Source organism: Streptomyces sp. NPDC002926, assembly GCF_053591755.1.
This window is the reverse complement of the sequence record NZ_JBSFUK010000017.1, coordinates 90,072-108,829: the sequence shown is the minus strand read 5'-3', so window position 1 is coordinate 108,829 and position 18,758 is coordinate 90,072. Positions and strand designations below refer to the sequence as shown.

The 18,758-nt window shown below is 70.1% G+C and carries 11 protein-coding genes, 1 tRNA gene and 6 pseudogenes; 11 read left to right on the top strand and 7 right to left on the bottom strand.

Annotation, left to right across the window (positions count from 1 at the left end; genetic code table 11):
* Positions 1 to 68 precede the first annotated feature (68 nt).
* The 3 genes from ACWDZ6_RS23505 to ACWDZ6_RS23495 all read left to right on the top strand — a co-directional run bounded on the left by ACWDZ6_RS23505 (position 69) and on the right by ACWDZ6_RS23495 (position 3,267).
* Positions 69 to 1,274 (top strand): DNA polymerase III subunit delta', encoded by a 1,206-nt coding sequence (locus ACWDZ6_RS23505; RefSeq protein ID WP_451504388.1) that lies wholly within the window; start codon positions 69 to 71, stop codon positions 1,272 to 1,274.
* A 254-nt stretch (positions 1,275 to 1,528) separates the two neighbouring features.
* Positions 1,529 to 3,079 (top strand): alpha/beta hydrolase, encoded by a 1,551-nt coding sequence (locus ACWDZ6_RS23500; protein WP_451504387.1) that lies wholly within the window; start codon positions 1,529 to 1,531, stop codon positions 3,077 to 3,079.
* A 114-nt stretch (positions 3,080 to 3,193) separates the two neighbouring features.
* Positions 3,194 to 3,267, top strand: a tRNA-Thr gene (locus ACWDZ6_RS23495).
* A gap of 47 nt (positions 3,268 to 3,314) precedes the next feature.
* Here the strand turns inward: ACWDZ6_RS23495 and ACWDZ6_RS23490 are convergent.
* A pseudogene (locus tag ACWDZ6_RS23490) lies at positions 3,315 to 4,619 on the bottom strand (tyrosine-type recombinase/integrase); the annotation flags it as partial.
* Between the two features lie 5 nt (positions 4,620 to 4,624).
* Between ACWDZ6_RS23490 and ACWDZ6_RS23485 the strand changes: the two are divergent.
* Together ACWDZ6_RS23485 and ACWDZ6_RS23480 are read left to right on the top strand one after the other, a co-directional pair.
* A pseudogene (locus ACWDZ6_RS23485) lies at positions 4,625 to 5,132 on the top strand (UTRA domain-containing protein); the annotation flags it as partial.
* A pseudogene (locus ACWDZ6_RS23480) lies at positions 5,129 to 5,771 on the top strand (YdcF family protein). The pseudogenes ACWDZ6_RS23485 and ACWDZ6_RS23480, both read left to right, overlap by 4 nt.
* 59 nt (positions 5,772 to 5,830) lie before the next feature.
* Here the strand turns inward: ACWDZ6_RS23480 and ACWDZ6_RS23475 are convergent.
* Together ACWDZ6_RS23475 and ACWDZ6_RS23470 are read right to left on the bottom strand one after the other, a co-directional pair.
* Positions 5,831 to 6,044: pseudogene (locus ACWDZ6_RS23475) on the bottom strand (carotenoid oxygenase family protein); the annotation flags it as partial.
* Positions 6,041 to 6,595 (bottom strand): hypothetical protein, encoded by a 555-nt coding sequence (locus ACWDZ6_RS23470; protein WP_451504386.1) that lies wholly within the window; start codon positions 6,593 to 6,595, stop codon positions 6,041 to 6,043. The gene ACWDZ6_RS23470 and the pseudogene ACWDZ6_RS23475, both read right to left, overlap by 4 nt.
* A 91-nt stretch (positions 6,596 to 6,686) precedes the next feature.
* Between ACWDZ6_RS23470 and ACWDZ6_RS23465 the strand changes: the two genes are divergently transcribed.
* Positions 6,687 to 7,199, top strand: a complete 513-nt coding sequence (locus ACWDZ6_RS23465; protein ID WP_451504385.1) for a PadR family transcriptional regulator — start codon at positions 6,687 to 6,689, stop codon at positions 7,197 to 7,199.
* Between the two features lie 65 nt (positions 7,200 to 7,264).
* On the opposite strand, the pseudogene ACWDZ6_RS23460 reads toward ACWDZ6_RS23465, so the two are convergent.
* Positions 7,265 to 7,396, bottom strand: a pseudogene (locus ACWDZ6_RS23460) (tyrosine-type recombinase/integrase); the annotation flags it as partial.
* Positions 7,397 to 7,538: 142 nt separating this feature from the next.
* On the opposite strand from ACWDZ6_RS23460, the gene ACWDZ6_RS23455 reads away from it, so the two are divergent.
* Both ACWDZ6_RS23455 and ACWDZ6_RS23450 read left to right on the top strand, forming a co-directional pair.
* Positions 7,539 to 7,847 carry a DUF7660 family protein gene (locus tag ACWDZ6_RS23455; RefSeq protein ID WP_451504384.1) on the top strand — a complete coding sequence of 103 codons (309 nt, stop codon included), beginning with the start codon at positions 7,539 to 7,541 and terminating at the stop codon, positions 7,845 to 7,847.
* Between the two features lie 421 nt (positions 7,848 to 8,268).
* A complete protein-coding gene (locus ACWDZ6_RS23450; RefSeq protein ID WP_451504383.1) occupies positions 8,269 to 8,589 on the top strand; it encodes a GYD domain-containing protein in 321 nt (106 codons plus the stop codon).
* Between the two features lie 538 nt (positions 8,590 to 9,127).
* Here ACWDZ6_RS23450 and ACWDZ6_RS23445 read toward each other — a convergent pair.
* A complete protein-coding gene (locus ACWDZ6_RS23445) occupies positions 9,128 to 9,853 on the bottom strand; it encodes a hypothetical protein (RefSeq protein WP_451504382.1) in 726 nt (241 codons plus the stop codon).
* A gap of 499 nt (positions 9,854 to 10,352) precedes the next feature.
* Between ACWDZ6_RS23445 and ACWDZ6_RS23440 the strand changes: the two genes are divergently transcribed.
* From ACWDZ6_RS23440 to ACWDZ6_RS23430, 3 genes and pseudogenes are all read left to right on the top strand, one after another.
* Complete coding sequence (locus tag ACWDZ6_RS23440) at positions 10,353 to 11,315, top strand: alpha/beta hydrolase (RefSeq protein WP_451504381.1); 963 nt, start codon at positions 10,353 to 10,355, stop codon at positions 11,313 to 11,315.
* Positions 11,316 to 12,047: 732 nt separating this feature from the next.
* Entirely contained in the window at positions 12,048 to 14,894 is a 2,847-nt protein-coding gene (locus ACWDZ6_RS23435) for a BTAD domain-containing putative transcriptional regulator (protein ID WP_451504380.1), read from the top strand.
* A gap of 83 nt (positions 14,895 to 14,977) precedes the next feature.
* Positions 14,978 to 15,481, top strand: a pseudogene (locus ACWDZ6_RS23430) (SigE family RNA polymerase sigma factor); the annotation flags it as partial.
* Positions 15,482 to 15,599: 118 nt separating this feature from the next.
* On the opposite strand, the gene ACWDZ6_RS23425 reads toward ACWDZ6_RS23430, so the two are convergent.
* Together ACWDZ6_RS23425 and ACWDZ6_RS23420 are read right to left on the bottom strand one after the other, a co-directional pair.
* Complete coding sequence (locus ACWDZ6_RS23425; RefSeq protein ID WP_451504379.1) at positions 15,600 to 17,285, bottom strand: bifunctional 3'-5' exonuclease/DNA polymerase; 1,686 nt, start codon at positions 17,283 to 17,285, stop codon at positions 15,600 to 15,602.
* Positions 17,286 to 17,364: 79 nt separating this feature from the next.
* Positions 17,365 to 18,633, bottom strand: a complete 1,269-nt coding sequence (locus ACWDZ6_RS23420; RefSeq protein ID WP_451504378.1) for a LuxR C-terminal-related transcriptional regulator — start codon at positions 18,631 to 18,633, stop codon at positions 17,365 to 17,367.
* Positions 18,634 to 18,758 lie beyond the last annotated feature (125 nt).

The window sequence follows — 18,758 nt, the reverse complement described above, 5'->3', positions numbered from 1 at the left end:
CACCCCGTCCGGACTGTCAGACCCCTGCCCCACAATGGAACTCCCAGCACGAAAGGCGGTGACGGCCCATGACCGTATGGGACGACGTGGTCGGCCAGGAGCGCGTCCAGGCGCAGCTCTCCGCCGCCGCCCGGGACGCCGACACCCGCGTCACCGCCCAGGCCGTCGGCGACCCCGCCCCCGATGCGTCCAAGATGACGCACGCCTGGCTGTTCACCGGCCCACCCGGCTCCGGACGGTCCACCGCCGCCCGGGCCTTCGCCGCCGCGCTGCAGTGCACCAGCCCCGACCGCGCCCTCGGCGGTGAGCCCGGCTGCGGATTCTGCGACGGCTGTCACACCACCCTCGTCGGTACGCACGCGGACGTCGACGTGATCCGTACGGACCTGCTCTCCATCGGCGTCAAGGAGACCCGCGAGCTCGTCCGCCGCGCCCAGCTCTCCCCGGCCGGCGGCCGCTGGCAGGTGATCATCCTGGAAGACGCCGACCGGCTGACCGAAGGCGCGGGCAATGTCCTGCTGAAGGCCGTCGAGGAGCCCGCTTCCCGCACCGTTTGGCTGCTCTGCGCGCCCTCCCTCGAGGACGTACTCCCCACCATCCGCTCCCGGTGCCGCCACCTCACCCTCCGTACGCCACCGGTCGCCGCCGTCGCCGACGTCCTGATCCGGCGGGACGGCATCGAGCCGGAGGCCGCCGTCTTTGCCGCCCGTGCCACCCAGGGGCACATCGGCCGTGCCCGCCGGCTGGCCACAGACGAGCGGGCCCGCGCCCGCCGGGCCACCGTTCTCAAGCTGCCATTGCGCGTCGGGGACATCGGCGGCTGTCTCAAGGCCGCCCAGGAGCTGGTCGACGCCGCGGCCGAGGACGCCAAGCAGGTGGCCGAGGAGATCGACGTCAAGGAGACCGAAGACCTCAAGACGGCGCTCGGCGCGTCCGCCGGCGGCCGGATGCCGCGTGGCACGGCGGGGGCGATGAAGGAGTTGGAGGACAAGCAGAAGCGTCGCAAGACCCGTAGCCAGCGCGACAGCCTCGACCTCGCGCTCACCGATCTGACCGGCTTCTACCGCGATGTGCTGGCCCTCCAGATGGGCTCGGAGGTCGCGCTCGCCAATCTCGACGTACGAGATTCCCTCGACCGGATCGCCCGTGGTTCGACCCCGGAAGCCACCCTGCGCCGGATAGAGGCGGTGGTCGCGTGCCGTCAGGCGCTGGACCGTAATGTCGCGCCGCTGCTGGCGGTGGAGGCGATGGCGGTCACCCTCCGCGCCGGCTGACGTCCGGTCTGCGGCTCTCCTCGCCGGCTGATGTCCGGCCTGCGACCCTCCGCGTCGACCGATGTCCGGCCTGCGGTTCTCCTCTCCGGCCGGGGCGGAGCAATACCTGGTGACCACCAGCACTCCGCACCGCCCGACGGCCGAGCGATCCGCACCCTCCGCCAGGCCGACCTGCCTGCCGCCGATCGGTTGACCGGCTCACCCGTAAGAGCGCGGAAAGGCGGCACCGGACAACCTGCTATTAGGCTCCATAGATGGACACCAGGCGCCTGCTCCGTACCTCCGCACTCGTGCTGGCCACCGCCGGCCTGCTCATCTCCGGCTGCACCGGTGGGAGTTCGTCACCGAGCGCCTCCGAGTCCGCCTCCTCCGGCGGTGGCGGCGGAGCCGCCCCGGCCGCCGCTCTCAAGCCGTACTACGCACAGCAGCTGAAGTGGCGGCCCTGCGGCGTCCCCGGTTTCGACTGCGCCACGATGAAGGCCCCGCTCGACTACGCCAAGCCCGACGGCGACTCGGTCAAGCTCGCCGTCGCCCGGAAGAAGGCCACCGGCCCCGGCAAGCGCCTCGGCTCCCTGGTCGTCAATCCGGGCGGCCCCGGCGGCTCGGGCGTCAGCTATCTCCAGGGGTACGCGGGCATCGGCTACCCGCCGCCCGTCCGTGCCCGCTACGACATGGTGTCCTTCGACCCGCGCGGCGTCGCCCGCAGCGAGCCCGTCGAATGCCTCAGCGGCAAGGAGATGGACGTGTACACCCAGGTCGACCAGACGCCGGACGACGCAGCCGAGACGACCCGTCTTGCCACGTCGCTCGAGGGCTTCGCGGCAGGCTGCGAGAAGCGCTCCGGCGCGATCCTGCCTCATGTCTCCACCGTCGAGGCGGCGCGTGACATGGACATTCTGCGTGCTGCGCTGGGCGACGAGAAGCTGTCGTACGTCGGGGCTTCGTACGGAACCTTCCTCGGCGCGACATACGCCGAGCTCTTCCCCGACCGAGTCGGCCGCCTCGTCCTCGACGGCGCGATGGACCCGTCGCTGGCGTCCCGGCAGATGAACCGCGACCAGACAGCGGGCTTCGAGACCGCGTTCCAGTCCTTCGCGGCCGACTGCATCAAGGTGAAGGACTGCCCGCTCGGCACCGAGTCGGTCGCCGACGCCTCCCATCGCCTCAAGGCATTCTTCGCAGAGCTCGACGCCAAGCCCGTCCCGACGGGTGAGAGCCGCGAGCTCGGCGAGTCCCTGGCCACCACCGCGGTGATCGCCGCGATGTACGACGAGGCCGCCTGGCCGCAGCTCCGCCAGGCCCTGACCCGCGCCATGGGCGGCGACGGCGCGCCGCTGCTCTCGCTGGCCGACAGTTACTACGAGCGCGGGGGCGACGGCTCGTACGCGAACCTGATGTACGCCAATGCGGCCGTGAACTGCCTGGACCTGCCGCCGGCCTTCACCGCCCCCAAGGCGGTGCAGTCGGCTCTGCCCGATTTCGAGAAGGCCTCCCCGGTCTTCGGCAAGGGCTTTGCCTGGGCCTCCCTGAACTGCGCGTACTGGCCCACCCCCGCCACCGGCGCGCCGCACCGCATCGAGGCGAAGGGCGCCGCTCCGATCGTGGTCGTCGGCACCACCCGGGACCCCGCCACGCCCTACAGGTGGGCGCAGGGGCTGGCAGGGCAGCTCTCCTCCGGGCGCCTGCTCACGTACGACGGCGACGGCCACACGGCGTACGGGCGGGGCAGTGACTGCATCGACACGGCGATCAACACGTACCTGCTGGACGGCACGGCCCCGCCGGACAACAAGCGCTGCCGCTGACGGCGGTGCCGAGGGTGCCCCGGACCTGGTTCGGGGCACCCAAATCAACCCTGTAGACTTGGCGCCGCTGCTGATGCGAACGTGTCTTCGCAAGGACACGTATATCTGCAGCTTGCCGCCTTAGCTCAGTTGGCCAGAGCAACGCACTCGTAATGCGTAGGTCTCGGGTTCGAATCCCGAAGGCGGCTCTGTGGAAGCCTCAGGACTCACTCGCCGTGACCTGGGGCTTTTGCTTTTACCGGACCCTTCGGCGGCGACTGGCGCGAGCCGCCTTGCTGTCCGTGGTCTCAATTGTGGTCTCAATTGAGGGTCCAGGCTGCGGCATGAAGTGATCTCCCATGCGGCGCATCGCGTCCTTGGAGAGGTGGGATCGGCCCTTCACGTACCGCTTGGTCTGGCTGATCTGTGTGTGCCGGAGGATCTCCATGATCGTTGGCATGTCCACCCCGAGTTCGTTCAGGATCGTGCCGACGGTGTGGCGGCTCCCGTCGTACAGGCGACGGTCGGTGATACCTGCCTCCTCAAGTAGTTCCCTGAACTCCTCCCAGTCGGCGCGGGGGTCGAGGGGACGGCCGTCCGGCCGCGTGAAGAGCGCGTCGAACTCCTGCCACTCGTCGCCGGCGGCGATTCGCATTTCTTCCTGCTGCTCCTTGTGTTCGTACAGGTAGGGGATGAATGGCGGCGGGATCGGTACGGGGTTCGTGCTCTTTTTGGTCTTCGGGCGCGTGAAGACCAGGCCGCCGCCCTTGCGCTCGGGGCAGGCAGTGGCGTGCCTCCGACAGTCCTTCGGGCACGGCTTGGGGCAACCCCGCTTGTAGTTCTTGTGCGTCCGGCAGTCCGGCGGGCACGGCGCGAATCGGTGGAGGCATTCGCCGCAGCCAAGAGCGTCTTTGCAACCGTGGCGCCACGTGAGGCGTTGAAGCTGCCTCTGGGGGTGGAACAGCTCGGCTTCGAAGTCGACGTAGGTCCACCGGAGTCCCAGGGCTTCCCCTTGCCGGAAGCCCATCCCGACGCCGACACACCACCGCATGAAGGTGGGCCGCTTGGCGGCGGCTTGCAGGAACGCCTTTGCCTGCTCGGTCGTGAACGGGTTCGCCTCGGTCTCGTCTACGGTCGGCGGGTCTACGAGCGTGGCCACGTTCTCGCCGATGATCCGGCGGCGGTGCGCAGTCTTCAGGGCGCGCGACAGGATGCGGTGAACCTTGACGACGTGGGAGGACGCGTGGCCTTCGTCCAGCATGGCGCGGTACATCCGCTCCAGGTGCTCCGGGGCCAGCTTGTCGAGGCGGTGTTTGCCGACGCCGGGGGCGATGTCGTTGCGGGTCGTGGACCAGTAGTCGTCCAGGGAACGGGGCTTGAGCTTCAGGCTCGCGATGTCGGTGAGGTACGTCGTCATCCACTGCTCCACGGTCGGCCTGCGGCCGGCCTTGGGCGCACGCCCCTTGTCTCGAAGATCTTCCAACTCCCGTACTCTGCAGCGCACTTCGGGCTCCGTCTTGGCCCTGCGGTGCCGCCGGTCATCGCTGCCGTCGTCTTTGACGCTTCGCGGACCGCGTGGCGTCGGGTCGGGCCTATCGCCGCGGCGAGCAGACGCAGACGGTGTCCCGCGTCGAAGCCCCTCCGGTTGTCGCTGAGGCGCACGGCCTGCCGGCGGGTGCCGAGGTGTATGCACGCGCCCGCCTGGTGAAGGAGGGCGACCAGCCTACGCACACCCTGACCAGCTACTACCGTCCCGAACATGTCGAGGGACGCACATCGTCGACCCGACGCCCGGTCCGGCCGGCCGCGGTGGAGGCTTCCGCGTTCTGTACGACGCGGGATACGAGATCGACCACATGAAGGAACAGCTCTTCGCCCGAGCCCCCACGGCAGAGGAAGCGAGCTTCTTCAACTGACGCCCGGTGAATGGGTCGTAGAGCTGTATCGCACGACGTTCACCGTCGACGGCACGGTGGTTGAGTTCGCCATCGGACTCCAGGCGGCCTCGCGCTTCGCGTGGGAGTACGACTTCAGGGTGCCCGACTCGGCGCAGGATAAGGAGGCGGGGCGGTGATCTCGGAGCAGTCGTGGGCGGATGCACAGCTCCTCTGGGACTACCACCAGATGCACCACGAGCTGCAGCCGTGCTCGGTCGCGATCGGCCTCGGGGGCCACGACCTCGATGTCGCCGACACTACGGTGGACCTCTACAAGCGAGGTTTGGCGCCGCTCATCGTCTTCACGGGGACCACGAGCCGTACGACGCAGGAACGCATGCCGCGTGGCGAGGCAGTCCACTACCGCGAGCGCGCGCTGGAGTCGGGGGTTCCCCGGCGACGTGGTCCTGGGCGAGCCGCGCGCCCGCAACACGGGCGAGAGCATCCGCTTCTCTCGGGCGGTCAGCAAGCCATACGAGGAACGGCGTGCGTGCGCCATGGCGCGGCAAGCTGTGGTCTGAGGTCGAGATCGTGAGCGCGTCCACTCCGATGACCCTGGAGGAGTACGTGGATTCCATCCACGACGCGCGCCTGGTGATCGACATGCTTGTCGGGCCCCTACAGCGGCTGTTGATCTACCCAGAGCAGGGATTCATGATCACCCAGTCAGTGCCCCACGACGTGGCGGCGGCGTACGCCAGGCTGTGTCGCGCAGCTTCACGAGTCGACTCACGCAGGACGGCGCAGCAAGTAGCCGAATCAGCTCCGCAGGCTGAGTAGCAACCTTCTCCACGGGGTTGAAGGCGGCTCGCTCCTGCTCTCCGCCCCGCTCCACCCGGCCGCCCTCCATCCGGCCGCCGTGGATCATGCCGTCGCCGAAGAACCAGTGTCCGGCGGCGTCGGCCGGGTTCGGCCCGTTGCGGAGGTACCAGCCGGCCAGCTCGGCCGGGATCCCGCCCGGTCACCGGCAGGTCGTACGCGGTGAGTTCTTCGCCGACCGGGGCGTAGTTGCCCGCCAGGCGGGGCCGGGCCCGGTGCGCGGAGATCATCGGACACCGGCCTTGGCCTGGACGTGAGCGATGTAGCGGGCGGTGAACATCATCGGGATCACGAAACCGGCGACCTGGATGAGTGTGGCGAGGGTCGAGTGGGCGTTCCCTTCGTGCGCCACGAAGGCCAGCACGACAGCAGTCAGGGCGAAGGCCGCGGTCCAGACGGCGGTGATGATGACGTTGGTCTGGATGAACGGCTTGAGCCCCCAGACCTCGCGCGGGGTGGTGCGCTTGGCGATGCCCGACGTGAAGGGCTTGCCGATGGCCAGCGAGACCCCGGCGATGACCGCCAGTGTGCCCGACGACAGCGCCGCCGAGTAGTCGTGCACGCCTGAGTCAGGGTTGGCGAAAGCGATGACGGCCAGCACGGCGAAGAAGACCGCGGAGCCGAGCTCGATGATCAGCGCGTCGATTCCGGCACCCGCCCGTACCTGCTGGACGATCACCGCCACCGCGACCATCAGGGCCGCCAGCGCCGCCCACTGCCAGGTCCCCGTGGGCAGCACGGCGAAGACGATCCACGGGAGGAAGGTGCGCAGGTAGGACATGAAGTCTCCGCTTCAGTGTTTCCGTTTCTGACATGTCAAAACTAGAAGGTCCAATATGGACATGTCAATAGTGGAATGTAGACTGCGGAACATGAGCCTTCGACACGCGCTGCTCGGGCTCCTCTCCGAGCGCCCCGCCAGCGGCTATGACCTGCTGAAACTGTTCGAGACGTCGCTGGCCACCGCCTGGCCGGCAACCCAGAGCCAGATCTACACCGAGTTGACCAAGCTGGCGGAGACAGGGCTGATCATGGTGGCAGCCGAGGGGCCGCGAGGCCGCAAGGAGTATGCCCTCACCGACGAGGGACTGGCCGAGCTGCGGCACTGGCTGACCGAGACCAAGCCTCAGCGGAACACCCGCAGCGACATTCTCCTGCGGGTGTTCTTTCTCGGGGTGCTGACGCCCGAGCAGGCGCGCGGCTACCTCACCGAGCTCATCGAGCTGTCCGATCAGGGGTACCAGAGTCTGCGCCGACTGGAGAAGTCTGTCGACTGGGATGACGACAATCTTTCGGTCTACGGCCGGATCGCCCTGGAGTACGGCCTGCGGTTCAACGCCATGCGCCGCGAGTGGGCCGAGTGGGCGGCCGGCCAGATCACCTGACGGCTGGTGGACCGACGGGAGCGCTGCGGGAACCGCCGGGGGGACTGCACCCACGGCGGGGCATCACGGGAGCCGTCGGGCATACCGACCAGAGCGCGGGCCTTGCGCCACTTCCGCCCGAGGGAGGTGCGCCGAGAGGGGACGCCGTTCTCCCTCACGAATAGGAGTCCGTCCGGCCCCTTCTCCGCGTACCAGTCCTATACATGCGCCAACCCGCCGAGAGAAGAAGTCGCGGCGGACTGTGGGGAGTTGAGCGAGCGTCAGTCGGATACCGGGATGCGATAGCCGCAGCTCCCGCCCAAAGCCTCTCCCTCACCGCCCGCGCGCTAGGGTGCCGCCATGATGCAGCTCTCGGCCCACAACAGCACATCGGACGGAGCCGACAGCAGAGAAGCCCTGGCGGCGCACATCCGCAACCTGCGTGCCGATCTCATCGAACACGGTGACGATTGGGAGAATTCGACGCTGGAGAGCTACTTGGAGGCGTTGGCCGCGTGGATCAACGACTCTCCTGGCTGGTACAAGAACTCCGACCAGGAGATGCCACCCAACGGCAACTGGACGTTCTTTTGCCCGGGCCCTGAGCGCCGCAGTCGTGTACGAGTGATCAGAGTCATCGTGCCCGCTGCGTGCCCGATCCAGCGGTAAGTGTCGGGGACTCACAGGGAGTGGCAGTCACGGATGCCTCCGGCCCAGGTCGGACACCGCCCAGGTCGGCAGCCATCCGCGTACGCGATCTTCCAAAATGCCGGTCCCAAGATCCCCGACAAGACCCAGGGCAAACGAAGTAACTTGGCTTGATCGAGCTCCCTAGCTGCGGTTTCTCCGCGAGTGCGGGGTTCCTTCCCGCCTCACTCCCGCGTGGCCTTGGCGTTGCGACCCGCGCGACGCGTCACGGCGTGCTCCGCAAGTAGTCAGCGAAGCTCGGCCCTGCCGCAGCATCCGGACAGCGATCAGCGGAAAGGACTCGGGTTCCAACGAGTGAATCCACCCGTTCCGCGGGTAGCGGCCGACGTGATAGCGGGAAGGCCATTGCACACCGGATACGCGATGGTCAGGAAGCATCCCTATGCCAAAGTTCCTCATCCAGGCCACCTACACGCCCGAGGGCGCCAAGGGGCTGCTCAAGGAAGGCGCGAGCGGCCGCCGCGCCGCCGTCGACCAAGTCGTCACCGGCCTCGGCGGGCAGGTCGAGGCCATGTACTTCGCCTTCGGGGAGGACGACATCGTGCTCATCGCCGACTTCCCCGACCCGGTCTCCATGGCCGCAGTCAGCCTCACCGTCAAGGCCAGCGGAGCCCTCCACACCCGGGCCACCCCTCTGCTCACCCTCGACGAGATCGATGAGGCCGCCCGCCGGCAGGTCACCTTTCGCGCACCCGGCACGTGAGCCCCGGAGGCAGGGAGACATCTGCTCTTCGTAGCCCGAACACATCGGAAGCCGACCGCGCATCCAAGACCTGGCCATGAGCACTGACAGCTCACTCGACCTCCATGGCCCCCGGCAACTCGCGCGATGCTCACCCCCGGACCACAACCGCACCAGATCGAACGGGGAACGGCGGGGAATCACGGTGAAAGCAGCCGAGCGCGGGCCCAGCCGCAGCATGGGGCCGAGCGGCGACCAGGCGGGCCCTTGTAGGCGAACGCCTTGAACAACCCCCCGATACGTTCCCAGCGAGCGCGCTGACACTGTCGCTCAGTCTCAACCGCAGTCCATCCGTGGAAGTTCGCGCTCGTTCGCGGCCATGCCGACGGACGGCGACACGCAGGATCTGAACCGGTCTGAACTACCAGGAACGGGGACCACCAGAGTTGGAACGGTGGTCCGTGCGGTGCTGTCCCGCAGCGTTCGAACAGGCCGGTGAAGCCCGCATCCTGGGCGAGCCCGTCACGGCGCTGGAGGCCTGGGGCCTGACAGGCCGGCCTTAGGGTTGCCGGTCGCTTCTTCGCCGGTGGCCGAAGATGCGGGAGAAGATCGCGGCCAGGGGCTTTCGGAAGGCCGTCCCCAGGATTGTCAGCGCGGTGAGGAAGGCTGCCAGGCCGATGAGCCAATTCTTGGCCGACGTAATGCGGTATGTCCAGGTGGCTCGGGTGGTGAGGACGATGTCGATGGGTGGGGAGGTGCGGGCCAGGAGGACGTCCGAGTCGCCCCTGTAGGTCTCGATCATCAGCTTGAGGGTGTACGTGCCGGGCTTGTGCGGGGTGACGTACCACCGCCACTCAACCTCGTCGCCGGGCGTGGCGATCGTGCCGCTCGGAGAGCCGAGTACCTCGATGTCCACGTTCCTCCCGGCCTCGGAGAGGTACGCCTTCTGTACCCCGCCCACGCGCAAGGTCCGTTTGGCAACCACTCTGCCGGGCGGCCACTCGGGCGGGGTCTCGCCGCGGATCGCCATGAGCCACGCCGTGAACTCCAGGGTGTCGCCCACGTCCACCGTCTTCGGAGGCTGGTAGGAAAGGACCCCGTTGAAGAGCGACCTGCGATCCTCTTCCACTCCCTCCTCGAACAAGATCTGGTCGGAGCGATCGCGGGAGCCGGTGTAGACGGCGCCGGGGCCGTCCGCTGTGGAGAACGTAAGCAAGGCAAGCAGTCCGATCGTCCCGGCGGCCCCCAGCAGAATCCACCGCCAAGTCCGTTGTGTTCCGCGCACCGGCCGACCATATCGCGACGTTCCGTCCAAGATCGATCACGCTGCGCCATAGGGTGCGGGAAGGGAGTCCGCCAGCGGGCACGAGTTGCCCGTCAGGGCTTAGGCGACGGCTGACGCTTTCCGGGCTGAGCTCAATGACTGCGGGGTCGGTCCAGTCCGCGAGGCCCATCGTCAGGTCGATGACGTTGCGCCGGTAGCTGGCTTTGATGTCCTCCGGGATCGGGTCGGGGCTGGTCTTGCGTCGTCCGACGAGGGATTCGGGATGGAGCAGACCGACACCACGGCGGCGTCGCCGGCCGGTATTCCGAACCTTGCCGGCCGGCGTCCCCAGTCGAGGGGCGCAAGGCGCGCGACTAGGATGGGCGTATTGCCCCATCGAGGGCTTGACCAGGGGCTCGGCCCAGAGCCCGGGTTTTGCGGTGGCGCCGACGCCCCAGGGCGGACATCACGCGCCCACCTCCCTTCACCATGCATCTCAGCACTGCCAGGGAGCATTGTCATGGCTGCTCAATCTGCCTCGATCATCCTGGAGCGCCCGGCGCAGGAGTTGGCCGACGCGACCTCGAACCATCCGTTCCTGTACGAGCTGAAGCCGACCGAAGCGCGCAAGGTCCTCGACGACCTGCAAGTCGCGCCGATCGACAAGCTGCCGGTCGACGAGGAGTGGATCACCGTGCCGGCCTCCGTGGGCGACGTGCAGGTGCGCATCGTCAAACCGAAGGGCGCCACCGGAACGCTGCCCGTCGTGCTGTACATGCACGGCGGCGGCTGGGTGCTGGGCAACGCCGCCACCCATGATCGCCTGGTGCGGGAGTTGGCGGTCGGTGCCCGCGCGGCGGTGGCCTTCGTGGAGTACATCCGCTCACCGGAGGCCCACTACCCCGTGGCCATCGAGCAGGGCTACGCCACCGCACAGTGGATCACGCGCGAGGGAGCGTCCAAGAGCCTGGACGCCCGGCGCATGGCGGTGGCCGGCGACTCGGTCGGCGGGAACATGACCGCCGCGCTCGCCCTGTTGGCCAAGGAACGTGGTGACGTCACGTTCGTGCAGCAGTCGATGTATTACCCGGTCACGGACGCGGCCATGGACACCAAGTCCTACGACCAGTTCGACACCGGCTACTACCTCAGCCGCAAGGCGATGGAGTGGTTCTGGGACGCCTACATCATCGATCCGAAGCAGCGCGCGGAGATCACCGCCTCTCCCAATCACGCCATCACCGAGCAGCTCACCGACCTGCCGCCCGCCCTGCTGATCGTCGACGAGGCCGACGTGCTGCGCGACGAGGGCGAGGCGTACGCCGCCAAGCTGCGCGCCGCCGGTGTCCCGGTCACCACGGTGCGCTACGACGGCACGGTGCACGACTTCATGATGATCAACTCGCTCAGCCAGTCCAAAGCCACGCGAGCAGCCGTCGACCAGGCCGTCTCTCTCCTGCGCGACGCCCTCGGAACCGGCTAGCGTCAGGTCCAACCGAGAACGAGCAGAGCAATTACCCGAAGGCCTCGGCGCTCTGGCTGCTGCCGCGCGTGATCCGGGTGCCGCTCCGTCCGAGGGCCCGCCGTCGAAGCGCTGTGGATCGTGATCGAACCTCGGGAGCGCCGCCTTCCGGGCTCCGTTTCGACCGTCGGTGGCTCGCCGGGTGTCGGGGCGCATGAACACGGGTGTGCAGCAGGCTCGTTCGCGTTGTCCGGGAGGCCTGGGGCTATGTCCGCTGCCCGGGCGGCGGGCCGGCGACCGCCGGGTCGAAGGTAGGCAGGGCCGGGCAGGCCCTTGCGACGCATGGCGATCCCGGTCAGCGCCTCGAAGATGGCCCGGCGGGCGTTCATGGTGGTCGTGCAGCCGGGACCGAGATGGGGCCGCGCGCGGCGCTGCTCGGGCCGGAGCTGATCCCGGAACCGGTGTCTGAGGTCCGCGGCGGTCATGAGGGAAGCATCCGCCCGGACGGGGTGCGACCGCGTCGTCCGGGCGGAGAAACCACCGGTACGTCCGCAGGAGTCCCAGGTGGTACCAGGTCCGTGGAGTACCGGGGGATCAGCGGATCCGGCCACGGCGGCGACACTCCCCCGAGTGTGGCTGTCCACGCCGAGCGCCGGCGGGCCGGATCCGATACACCGATCCAAACAGTCGTCTCCAACAGATCGCTAACATATGGCCAACACTCATACCGGTGGCTGAAAGTGGAGGACGCTGATGCGGTTCGGCCTGCTCGGTCCGCCGGCAGTGCACGATGCCGCGGGTGAGCCGCACCCCCTCGGCAGCACCAAGATCCGCGCCCTGCTCGCCGCACTCCTGCTGCGGCCCAACCGGGTAGTCCCGGTGGACGAGTTGAAGGCGGCCCTGTGGGCCGACGAGCCGCCCGCCTCCGCCCATGCCTCCCTGCACAACCATGTGACGAGGCTGCGCCGGCTGCTCGCCGAGGCGGACCGGCTGCGGGCCGTACCGCCCGGCTATCTGCTGCGGGTCGAGCCGGGCGAGCTCGACACCGATGTGTTCGCGATGTGGATGCGCACCGCCCGCGCCGCGTACACCGAGGGCGACTGGACCGCAGTGACCGAGGCCGCCCGCGCGGGGCTCGCGCTGTGGCGCGGGAGCCCGCTGGCCGGTCTCTACGATCCGGATGAGGGCACCCCGGCGCTCGTCCAGCGGCTGCGGGAGTCCCGGCTGCTGATGCTGGAGTGGCGGTACGACGCGGAGCTGGAGCTGCGCCGCTACGACGGGCTCGTGCCCGAACTGGCCGCACTGGTGGCGGAGTTCCCGTTGCGGGAGGCCTTCCACCGGCTGCTGATGCTGGTCCTGCACCGTACGGGACGCCAGGCGGAGGCGCTGGCCGCGTACCGCTCGCTGCGCAGCACGCTTGTGGAGGAGCTGGGCGTCGAACCGGGGCCGACTGTGCAGGAGGCCCACCAGGAGGTGCTGCGCACACCAGTGGCCGCGCCCGGGCCACGGCCGCCGAGGCCCGCTCAACTGCCGCCCACGCCAGGCCACTTCACCGGTCGCGACGCGCTCGTCGATGAGCTGTGCGCCGTCCTCGCGCAGCGCGCCGGCAGCCCCGTCGTCGTCTCCGGGATGGCCGGAGTCGGCAAGTCCGCCCTCGCCGTGCATGTCGCCCACGTGCTGCGCGACGAATTCCCCGACGGGCAGCTGTACCTCAATCTGCACGGCGCCACCCCGGGCATGACCCCGCTCGACCCCGGTCACGCCCTGGCCGCGCTGCTGCGCGATCTCGGCGTCGACCCGCGGCAGATTCCCGACGACATGGACGCGGCGTCGGCCCTGCTGCGCTCCTCCCTCGCGCCGACCCGGACCCTGCTCGTGCTCGACGACGCGGCGTCCGCAGCGCAGGTGCGGCCGCTGCTGCCCGCGGGGCCGGGCTGCGCGGTCGTCGTCACCAGCCGTTCCCCGCTGACCGCGCTCGACGGTGCTGCCCGCTTCCCGCTCGCGCCGCTGTCGGCCGAGGACAGCGGGACGCTGCTGCGATCCGTCTCGGGACGTGGCCTCGACGAGGGACTGGAGCGGCTCGTCGAACGGTGCGGCCGGCTGCCGCTCGCACTGCGCGTCGTCGCCGCCCGCCTCGCCGCCCGCCGCGCGCTCAGCGCCGACGTACTCGCCGGGCTGCTGGACGCCGAGGCCGGCCGGCTCGACCATCTCGAGTACGACGACCTGAGCGTGCGCGGCTCGCTCGCCGTCGCGCACGACGGCCTCGACCCGGACGCGGCGCTCGCGCTGCGCCGCCTCGGCGCGGTGGACCTGCCGGAGTACGGCGCGCCCGCCGTCGCCCGGCTGATGGACACCGATGAACGGCGCGCGGCTGCCGCCCTCGAAAGGCTCGTCGATGTGGCGTTCCTCGAGGAGGTCTCGTACGGCAGGTTCGTCCCGCACGATCTGGTACGGGACTTCGCCCGCGAACTCGCCGAGCGGGACTGCGGCCGGCCGCAGGCCGCCGAGCGCGTGCTGCGCTGGTATGCGGAGTCCGCCCGTCAGACCGGCGTCGCACTGCTCCCGTCCGGCCAGGAGGCCGAGCTCCGGCTGCCGCCGCCGATCGGCGACGCCGCGCCGTTCGGCACCGCCGAACAGGCCCTGGCCTGGGGCGACCTCGAACTGGCCAATCTGGTGGCGCTGACCGAGCGGTACGCGGCCGTGTCCCCGACAGCGCTGCTGCTCGTACGGGCCTGCTTCACCTATCTCCAGCGCCGCGGCAGGCTCCAGGAACTGGGCGTACTCGGCGAACTGGCCCTGACCGCCGCCCGCGCGGCAGGCGACGACGAGGCCGAGGCGCACGCCCTCACCGACCTCGCCGGCCGGAACTTCCTCAGCGGCAGGCCCGAGCGCGCCCTCTCCCTGAACGAGCAGGCCGTCACGATCTGGCGCACCCTCGGCGACGACCGCCGCATCCAGCGCGGCCTCGGCAACCGCGGCATGCTGCTGGAGGGCCTCGGCAGGTACGAGGAGGCGGCCGGTGCGCTGGAGTCCGCCATCGAGTACGCCCGCAGACTCGGCGACGCGCACGGTGAGGCGGTCGTCCTCAGCCATCTGGGCAATCTGCACGAGCACACCGACGCCCGCGCGGCGATCGGCTACCACGAGCGGAGCCTCGCCGCCGGCGTGCGGCTGGACAGCGAGATCCTCCGGCAGACCGCCCACTGCAATATCGGCTTCGCCCATCTCACCCTCGGCGAACCGGCCGAAGCCGCACGGCACTTCGATGAGTCGCTGGCCATCCTCGGCGACGACGGCGACTGGCACGCCCAGTCCCAGTCCCGCATCGGCCGGGTCCGTGCCCTGCGCGAACTGGGCCGCGCCGAGGACGCCCACCGGGAGTGCGGGCTGCTGCTGGAGCGGGCCGAGTCGCGGGCGGACACGCATATGCAGGCGCTCGTCCACCATCAGCGTGGACTGCTGCTGCGCGCGGAGGGCCGCGAGAGCGAGGCACAGGAGCGGTGGCGCCGGGCCTTCAGCGCGCTTCAGGCGCTGGACGGGGAGCATGCGCAGCTCCTGGAGGAGCTGCGAGCGCTGCTGGGCGGATCTGTGAGCGGATGAAACACTCTCCCCTTGCCATCGCGTCAATGAGGTGAAGGGGCGTGAAGTCCCGCCGCTGGACAACGGGGATGAACGGGGAGGGCATGAGACAGTCCCGCGCGCGGGTTCATGGAATTCGCAGCCGGCCGCACAGGTCATCCCTTTCGCTCCGCCTGTCTGCTGACCAGCGGTGACACCTACCTTGCCGAAGATCTGGTGCAGGAGACGCTGGGCCGGATGTACGCGACGTGGGGCCGGATCTCCGGAGTGGACAACCCCGCCGGGTACGCACAGACCGTCCTCGTACGCACCTTTCTCACCTACAAGCGACGGCGGTCCGCGGCCGAACGGCCGGTGGCGAGCTGCCCGATATCCCGGTCATCACGGGCAACGACCCACTGCTCCGGCTCGCGCTGCTCCAGGCGCTGGGGCAACTGCCGTCGAAGGACCGATCGGTGGTGGTGCTCCGCTACTGGGAGGACCGCAGCGTCGAGGAGACCGCGGAGGCGATGAACGTCAGCTCCGCCGCCGTACGAACGCGATCGTCGCGTGCGCCGGCGCGGCTGCGAGCACAGCTCGGCGGCAGCCTCGTCACCGTGACTGCCCTCAACTCGCAGTATCCGAACCAGGCGGCCGTCCGCCCCGAGCATCCGCATACCCTCGCGCAGCTGTCCGCCATGGCGACCAGCGGCAAGTGGCACAACTTCGAGTAGCCGCGGAGTGCCGTCACTTCGCTTCGGCGTAACACTCCACCACCGCCGTCGTGAACGGAAACCGCACCGGCGTCTCCCCGAAGGTGATCCGCCCGGCCAGCTCACCGGCCGCCCGGATCGCCTTCGCCACCTCCTCCGCCTCCTGTGCCGGGCAGTGCACGATCACCTCGTCGTGCTGGAAGAACACCAGCTCGGCCCGCATACCCGCGGTCGCCTGCCGCAGCGCCGCCAGCATCAGCAGCGCCCAGTCCGCCGCGCTGCCCTGCACCACGAAGTTCCGGGTGAAGCGGCCCCGCGCCCGCGCGTTCGAAGAGGCGTACCCGGGGGTGAACTCACTCTCAGTGGAGGGGAGTTCCTCGCTCGCCTGCGGGATCCCCGCCTCGTCGTCGTCCCCCGAGCCCGCCGCCCGCGGGCTGGTCCGGCCCAGCCAGGTCCGTACGAGCCGGCCCTCCTCGCCGGCCCGCGCCGCCTCGTCGACGTATGCGACGGCCTTGGGGAATCTGCGCCGCAGCATGGCCAGGTTCTTCAGGCCGTCGCCCGATGTCTGGCCGTAGATCGCGCCCAGCAGCGCGACCTTGGCGTGGTCGCGGTCGCCGGAGAACGCCCGGTCGGACAGGGCCGAGTACAGATCGCCCTCGTGTCCCGCCACATCCATCAGGCCCGGGTCGCGGGAGATCGCGGCCAGCACGCGCGGCTCCATCTGGTCGGCGTCCGCGACCACCAGCCGCCAGCCCTCGTCGGCGACCACCGCCCGCCGGATGACCTTCGGGATCTGAAGTGCCCCGCCGCCATTGGTCGTCCAGCGGCCCGAGACCGTGCCACCGGGCAGATACTCGGGCCGGAAGCGTCCGTCGCGGACCCAGTCCTGGAGCCAGCCCCAGCCGTGCGCCGTCCAGATCCGGTACAGCTTCTTGTACTCGATCAGCGGCTTCACGGCGGGATGGTCGAGCTCCTCCAGCTCCCAGCGCCGGGTGGACTTCAGCCTGATCCCGGCCCCGGCGAACGCCTTCACCACATCCGCCGGCAGATCGGGCCGCACCCTGCGGCCGAACGCGGCCGACACTTCGTCGGCGAGCTCCGCCAGCCGGCGCGGCTCGCCGCCGCCCGCGTACCGCTCGCCCAGCAGCTCGTGCAGCAGCGCCCGGTGCACGTCCGCCCGCCACGGCAGGCCCGAGCGGTTCATCTCCACGGCCACCAGCATCCCGGCCGACTCGGCCGCGGTCAGCAGCCGCATCCGCCCCGGATGCTCGGCCGTGTCGTGTCTTCGCTGCTGATCGGCGTAGACCTCGAGGAGAGCTTCCAGCGGTACGGAGACGGGCAGCGGCTCGAAGAGCGAGGACTGCGAGCCCGGTTCGGCCGCGCGCTGCGGCGGATCGGGGGGTACGGGGGCATTGCGCAGCCGCGCCCAGGCCGCCGCCGCTGAGCGGGGCTCCCCGAGCCGGCCTTCGTGGCCGAGCAGCAGCAGCTCCGCGTCCTCGATGTCGTAACACCGCTCGACGCGGACCCCGGCCGCCAGCAGCCGCGGATAGATCTCGGCGGTGGAGCGCCAGACCCACCTGCCGACCTCCGGCCGGGAGCGGACCGCCTCGGCCAGGTCGGGCTCCTCCTGGACGGGCCCGGTGGGCAGGCCGCCGGGGCCGAGGGGGACGAGCCGCGCCCCGCTGCCCTCCGCCGCCGCCAGAGCCCATCGTTCGCTCATGGACGCGAGTGTGGCAGCCGGGTCTGACAACGCAGCCGCCGGAGCTGACGCAGCCGCCGGAGATTCGGAGCGAGGAGTGTCAGGCCACCGCGTGGAAGAGCGCCGACGCCTCGCCGCGCGACGCCACCCCCAGCTTGGTCAGGATGTTCGCGACGTGGAACTTCACCGTCGACTCGCTGATGTGCAGCTCCTGCGCGATCAGGCGATTGCGGTGCCCGCGGGCCAGATGTGTCAGCACCTCCAGCTCCCGGGCCCCCAGCGAGCCGAGCGGTTCGACGCGGGCCGTCTCCGGCGCTCCGAGCGGGATCGTCGCCGTGACCGTGGTGCCCCAGCCCGGCACCGCGTCCACGTCCAGCCGCCCGCCCAGCACCTCGAGCCGCTCGCCGACCCGGTGCGGGCCGAGCGCGCAGACGGAGAGCTCGCCGGGGCCGTCGTCCCGTACCGTCGCGCGCAGCTCGTTCCCGGCGAGATGCCAACCGACATGGATCCGGCTCACGTCGTCCTGCTCGAGGACGGTCAGCAGCACTGCCCGTACGACCGCGCGCGCCGCGTGCGCCACATCGGCGGCCAGCGGCCGGCCTGAGTCGGGCGGGCCCAGTTCCAGCCGCACCGGGCAGTAGCGCAGCATCGGCCGCAGTGAATCCGCGAGCCGGGCGAAGGCCTGACCCGCGGGTTCCTCGGCGACCGCGCGATCCCGTTCTGTCTCGGCGCGCAGTTCGACCAGCGCGGTGACGGCCAGCTCGACGGCCGTGGTGCGGGCGGCCGCGTCGTCCAGACTCCGGCTGCGCAACACCCCGAGCAGCCCGGACAACGCCGTCGCATGTGTCTCGGTCAGCTCGGCGATCACCCTGGCCCGCTCCCCGGCGGCGGCCCGCGACTGGGCGAGTGTGCCCGGTGCGGCCTCGGTGGCGAGCCGGTCGCGGTGGCTGGTCACCAGGTCCCACAGGGCCTGTACGACGGCGGTGTCGGGCGCGGCGATGACGCTGCCCGCGCTCCGTACGAGTACCAGCAGCGCCCCTCGCGGCGTCGCGTCACTGACCACCGCGAGCACCGGGTGCTCGGCCCCGGCGACGCGGGCCGTGCCCTGCCAGGGCTGCCCGGCGGACACCGAGGCGACCAGCGGGTGCAGTTCGGCGGCGGTGATCCGTCCGGCCGGCGAACCGCTGTCGCCGTACGTCTTGAACGGCGAGTGCGCGCAGTTCGTCGACAGCTCGGCGGCGGCCAGATGGGGGACGAGCGGGCCCAGGGTCGCGGACAGTCGCGGGAGGATCTCGCCCAGCGGCTGCCGGATCACCTCGTAGGCGGCGGCCAGGGCGGGCGCGGCGGGCACGGATCCGGTGAGTTCCATGGCGGCCAGCGTACGGCCGCGGGCGGCGCGGGCGGCTGTCCCTTCGGACAGGTCGAACTGTCCGAAAGACTGGCCGGTCCTGGCCGGTCGTCGGCCGAAGGTGGTTCCTGGCGGAAGGAGCCAGA

Coding starts and splice junctions, on each gene's coding strand:
- ACWDZ6_RS23505 (WP_451504388.1), top strand. CDS start 69: ATGACCGTATGGGACGACGTGGTCGGCCAGGAGCGCGTCCAGGCGCAG.
- ACWDZ6_RS23500 (WP_451504387.1), top strand. CDS start 1,529: ATGGACACCAGGCGCCTGCTCCGTACCTCCGCACTCGTGCTGGCCACC.
- ACWDZ6_RS23470 (WP_451504386.1), bottom strand. CDS start 6,595: ATGTCCTACCTGCGCACCTTCCTCCCGTGGATCGTCTTCGCCGTGCTG.
- ACWDZ6_RS23465 (WP_451504385.1), top strand. CDS start 6,687: ATGAGCCTTCGACACGCGCTGCTCGGGCTCCTCTCCGAGCGCCCCGCC.
- ACWDZ6_RS23455 (WP_451504384.1), top strand. CDS start 7,539: ATGATGCAGCTCTCGGCCCACAACAGCACATCGGACGGAGCCGACAGC.
- ACWDZ6_RS23450 (WP_451504383.1), top strand. CDS start 8,269: ATGCCAAAGTTCCTCATCCAGGCCACCTACACGCCCGAGGGCGCCAAG.
- ACWDZ6_RS23440 (WP_451504381.1), top strand. CDS start 10,353: ATGGCTGCTCAATCTGCCTCGATCATCCTGGAGCGCCCGGCGCAGGAG.
- ACWDZ6_RS23435 (WP_451504380.1), top strand. CDS start 12,048: ATGCGGTTCGGCCTGCTCGGTCCGCCGGCAGTGCACGATGCCGCGGGT.
- ACWDZ6_RS23425 (WP_451504379.1), bottom strand. CDS start 17,285: ATGAGCGAACGATGGGCTCTGGCGGCGGCGGAGGGCAGCGGGGCGCGG.
- ACWDZ6_RS23420 (WP_451504378.1), bottom strand. CDS start 18,633: ATGGAACTCACCGGATCCGTGCCCGCCGCGCCCGCCCTGGCCGCCGCC.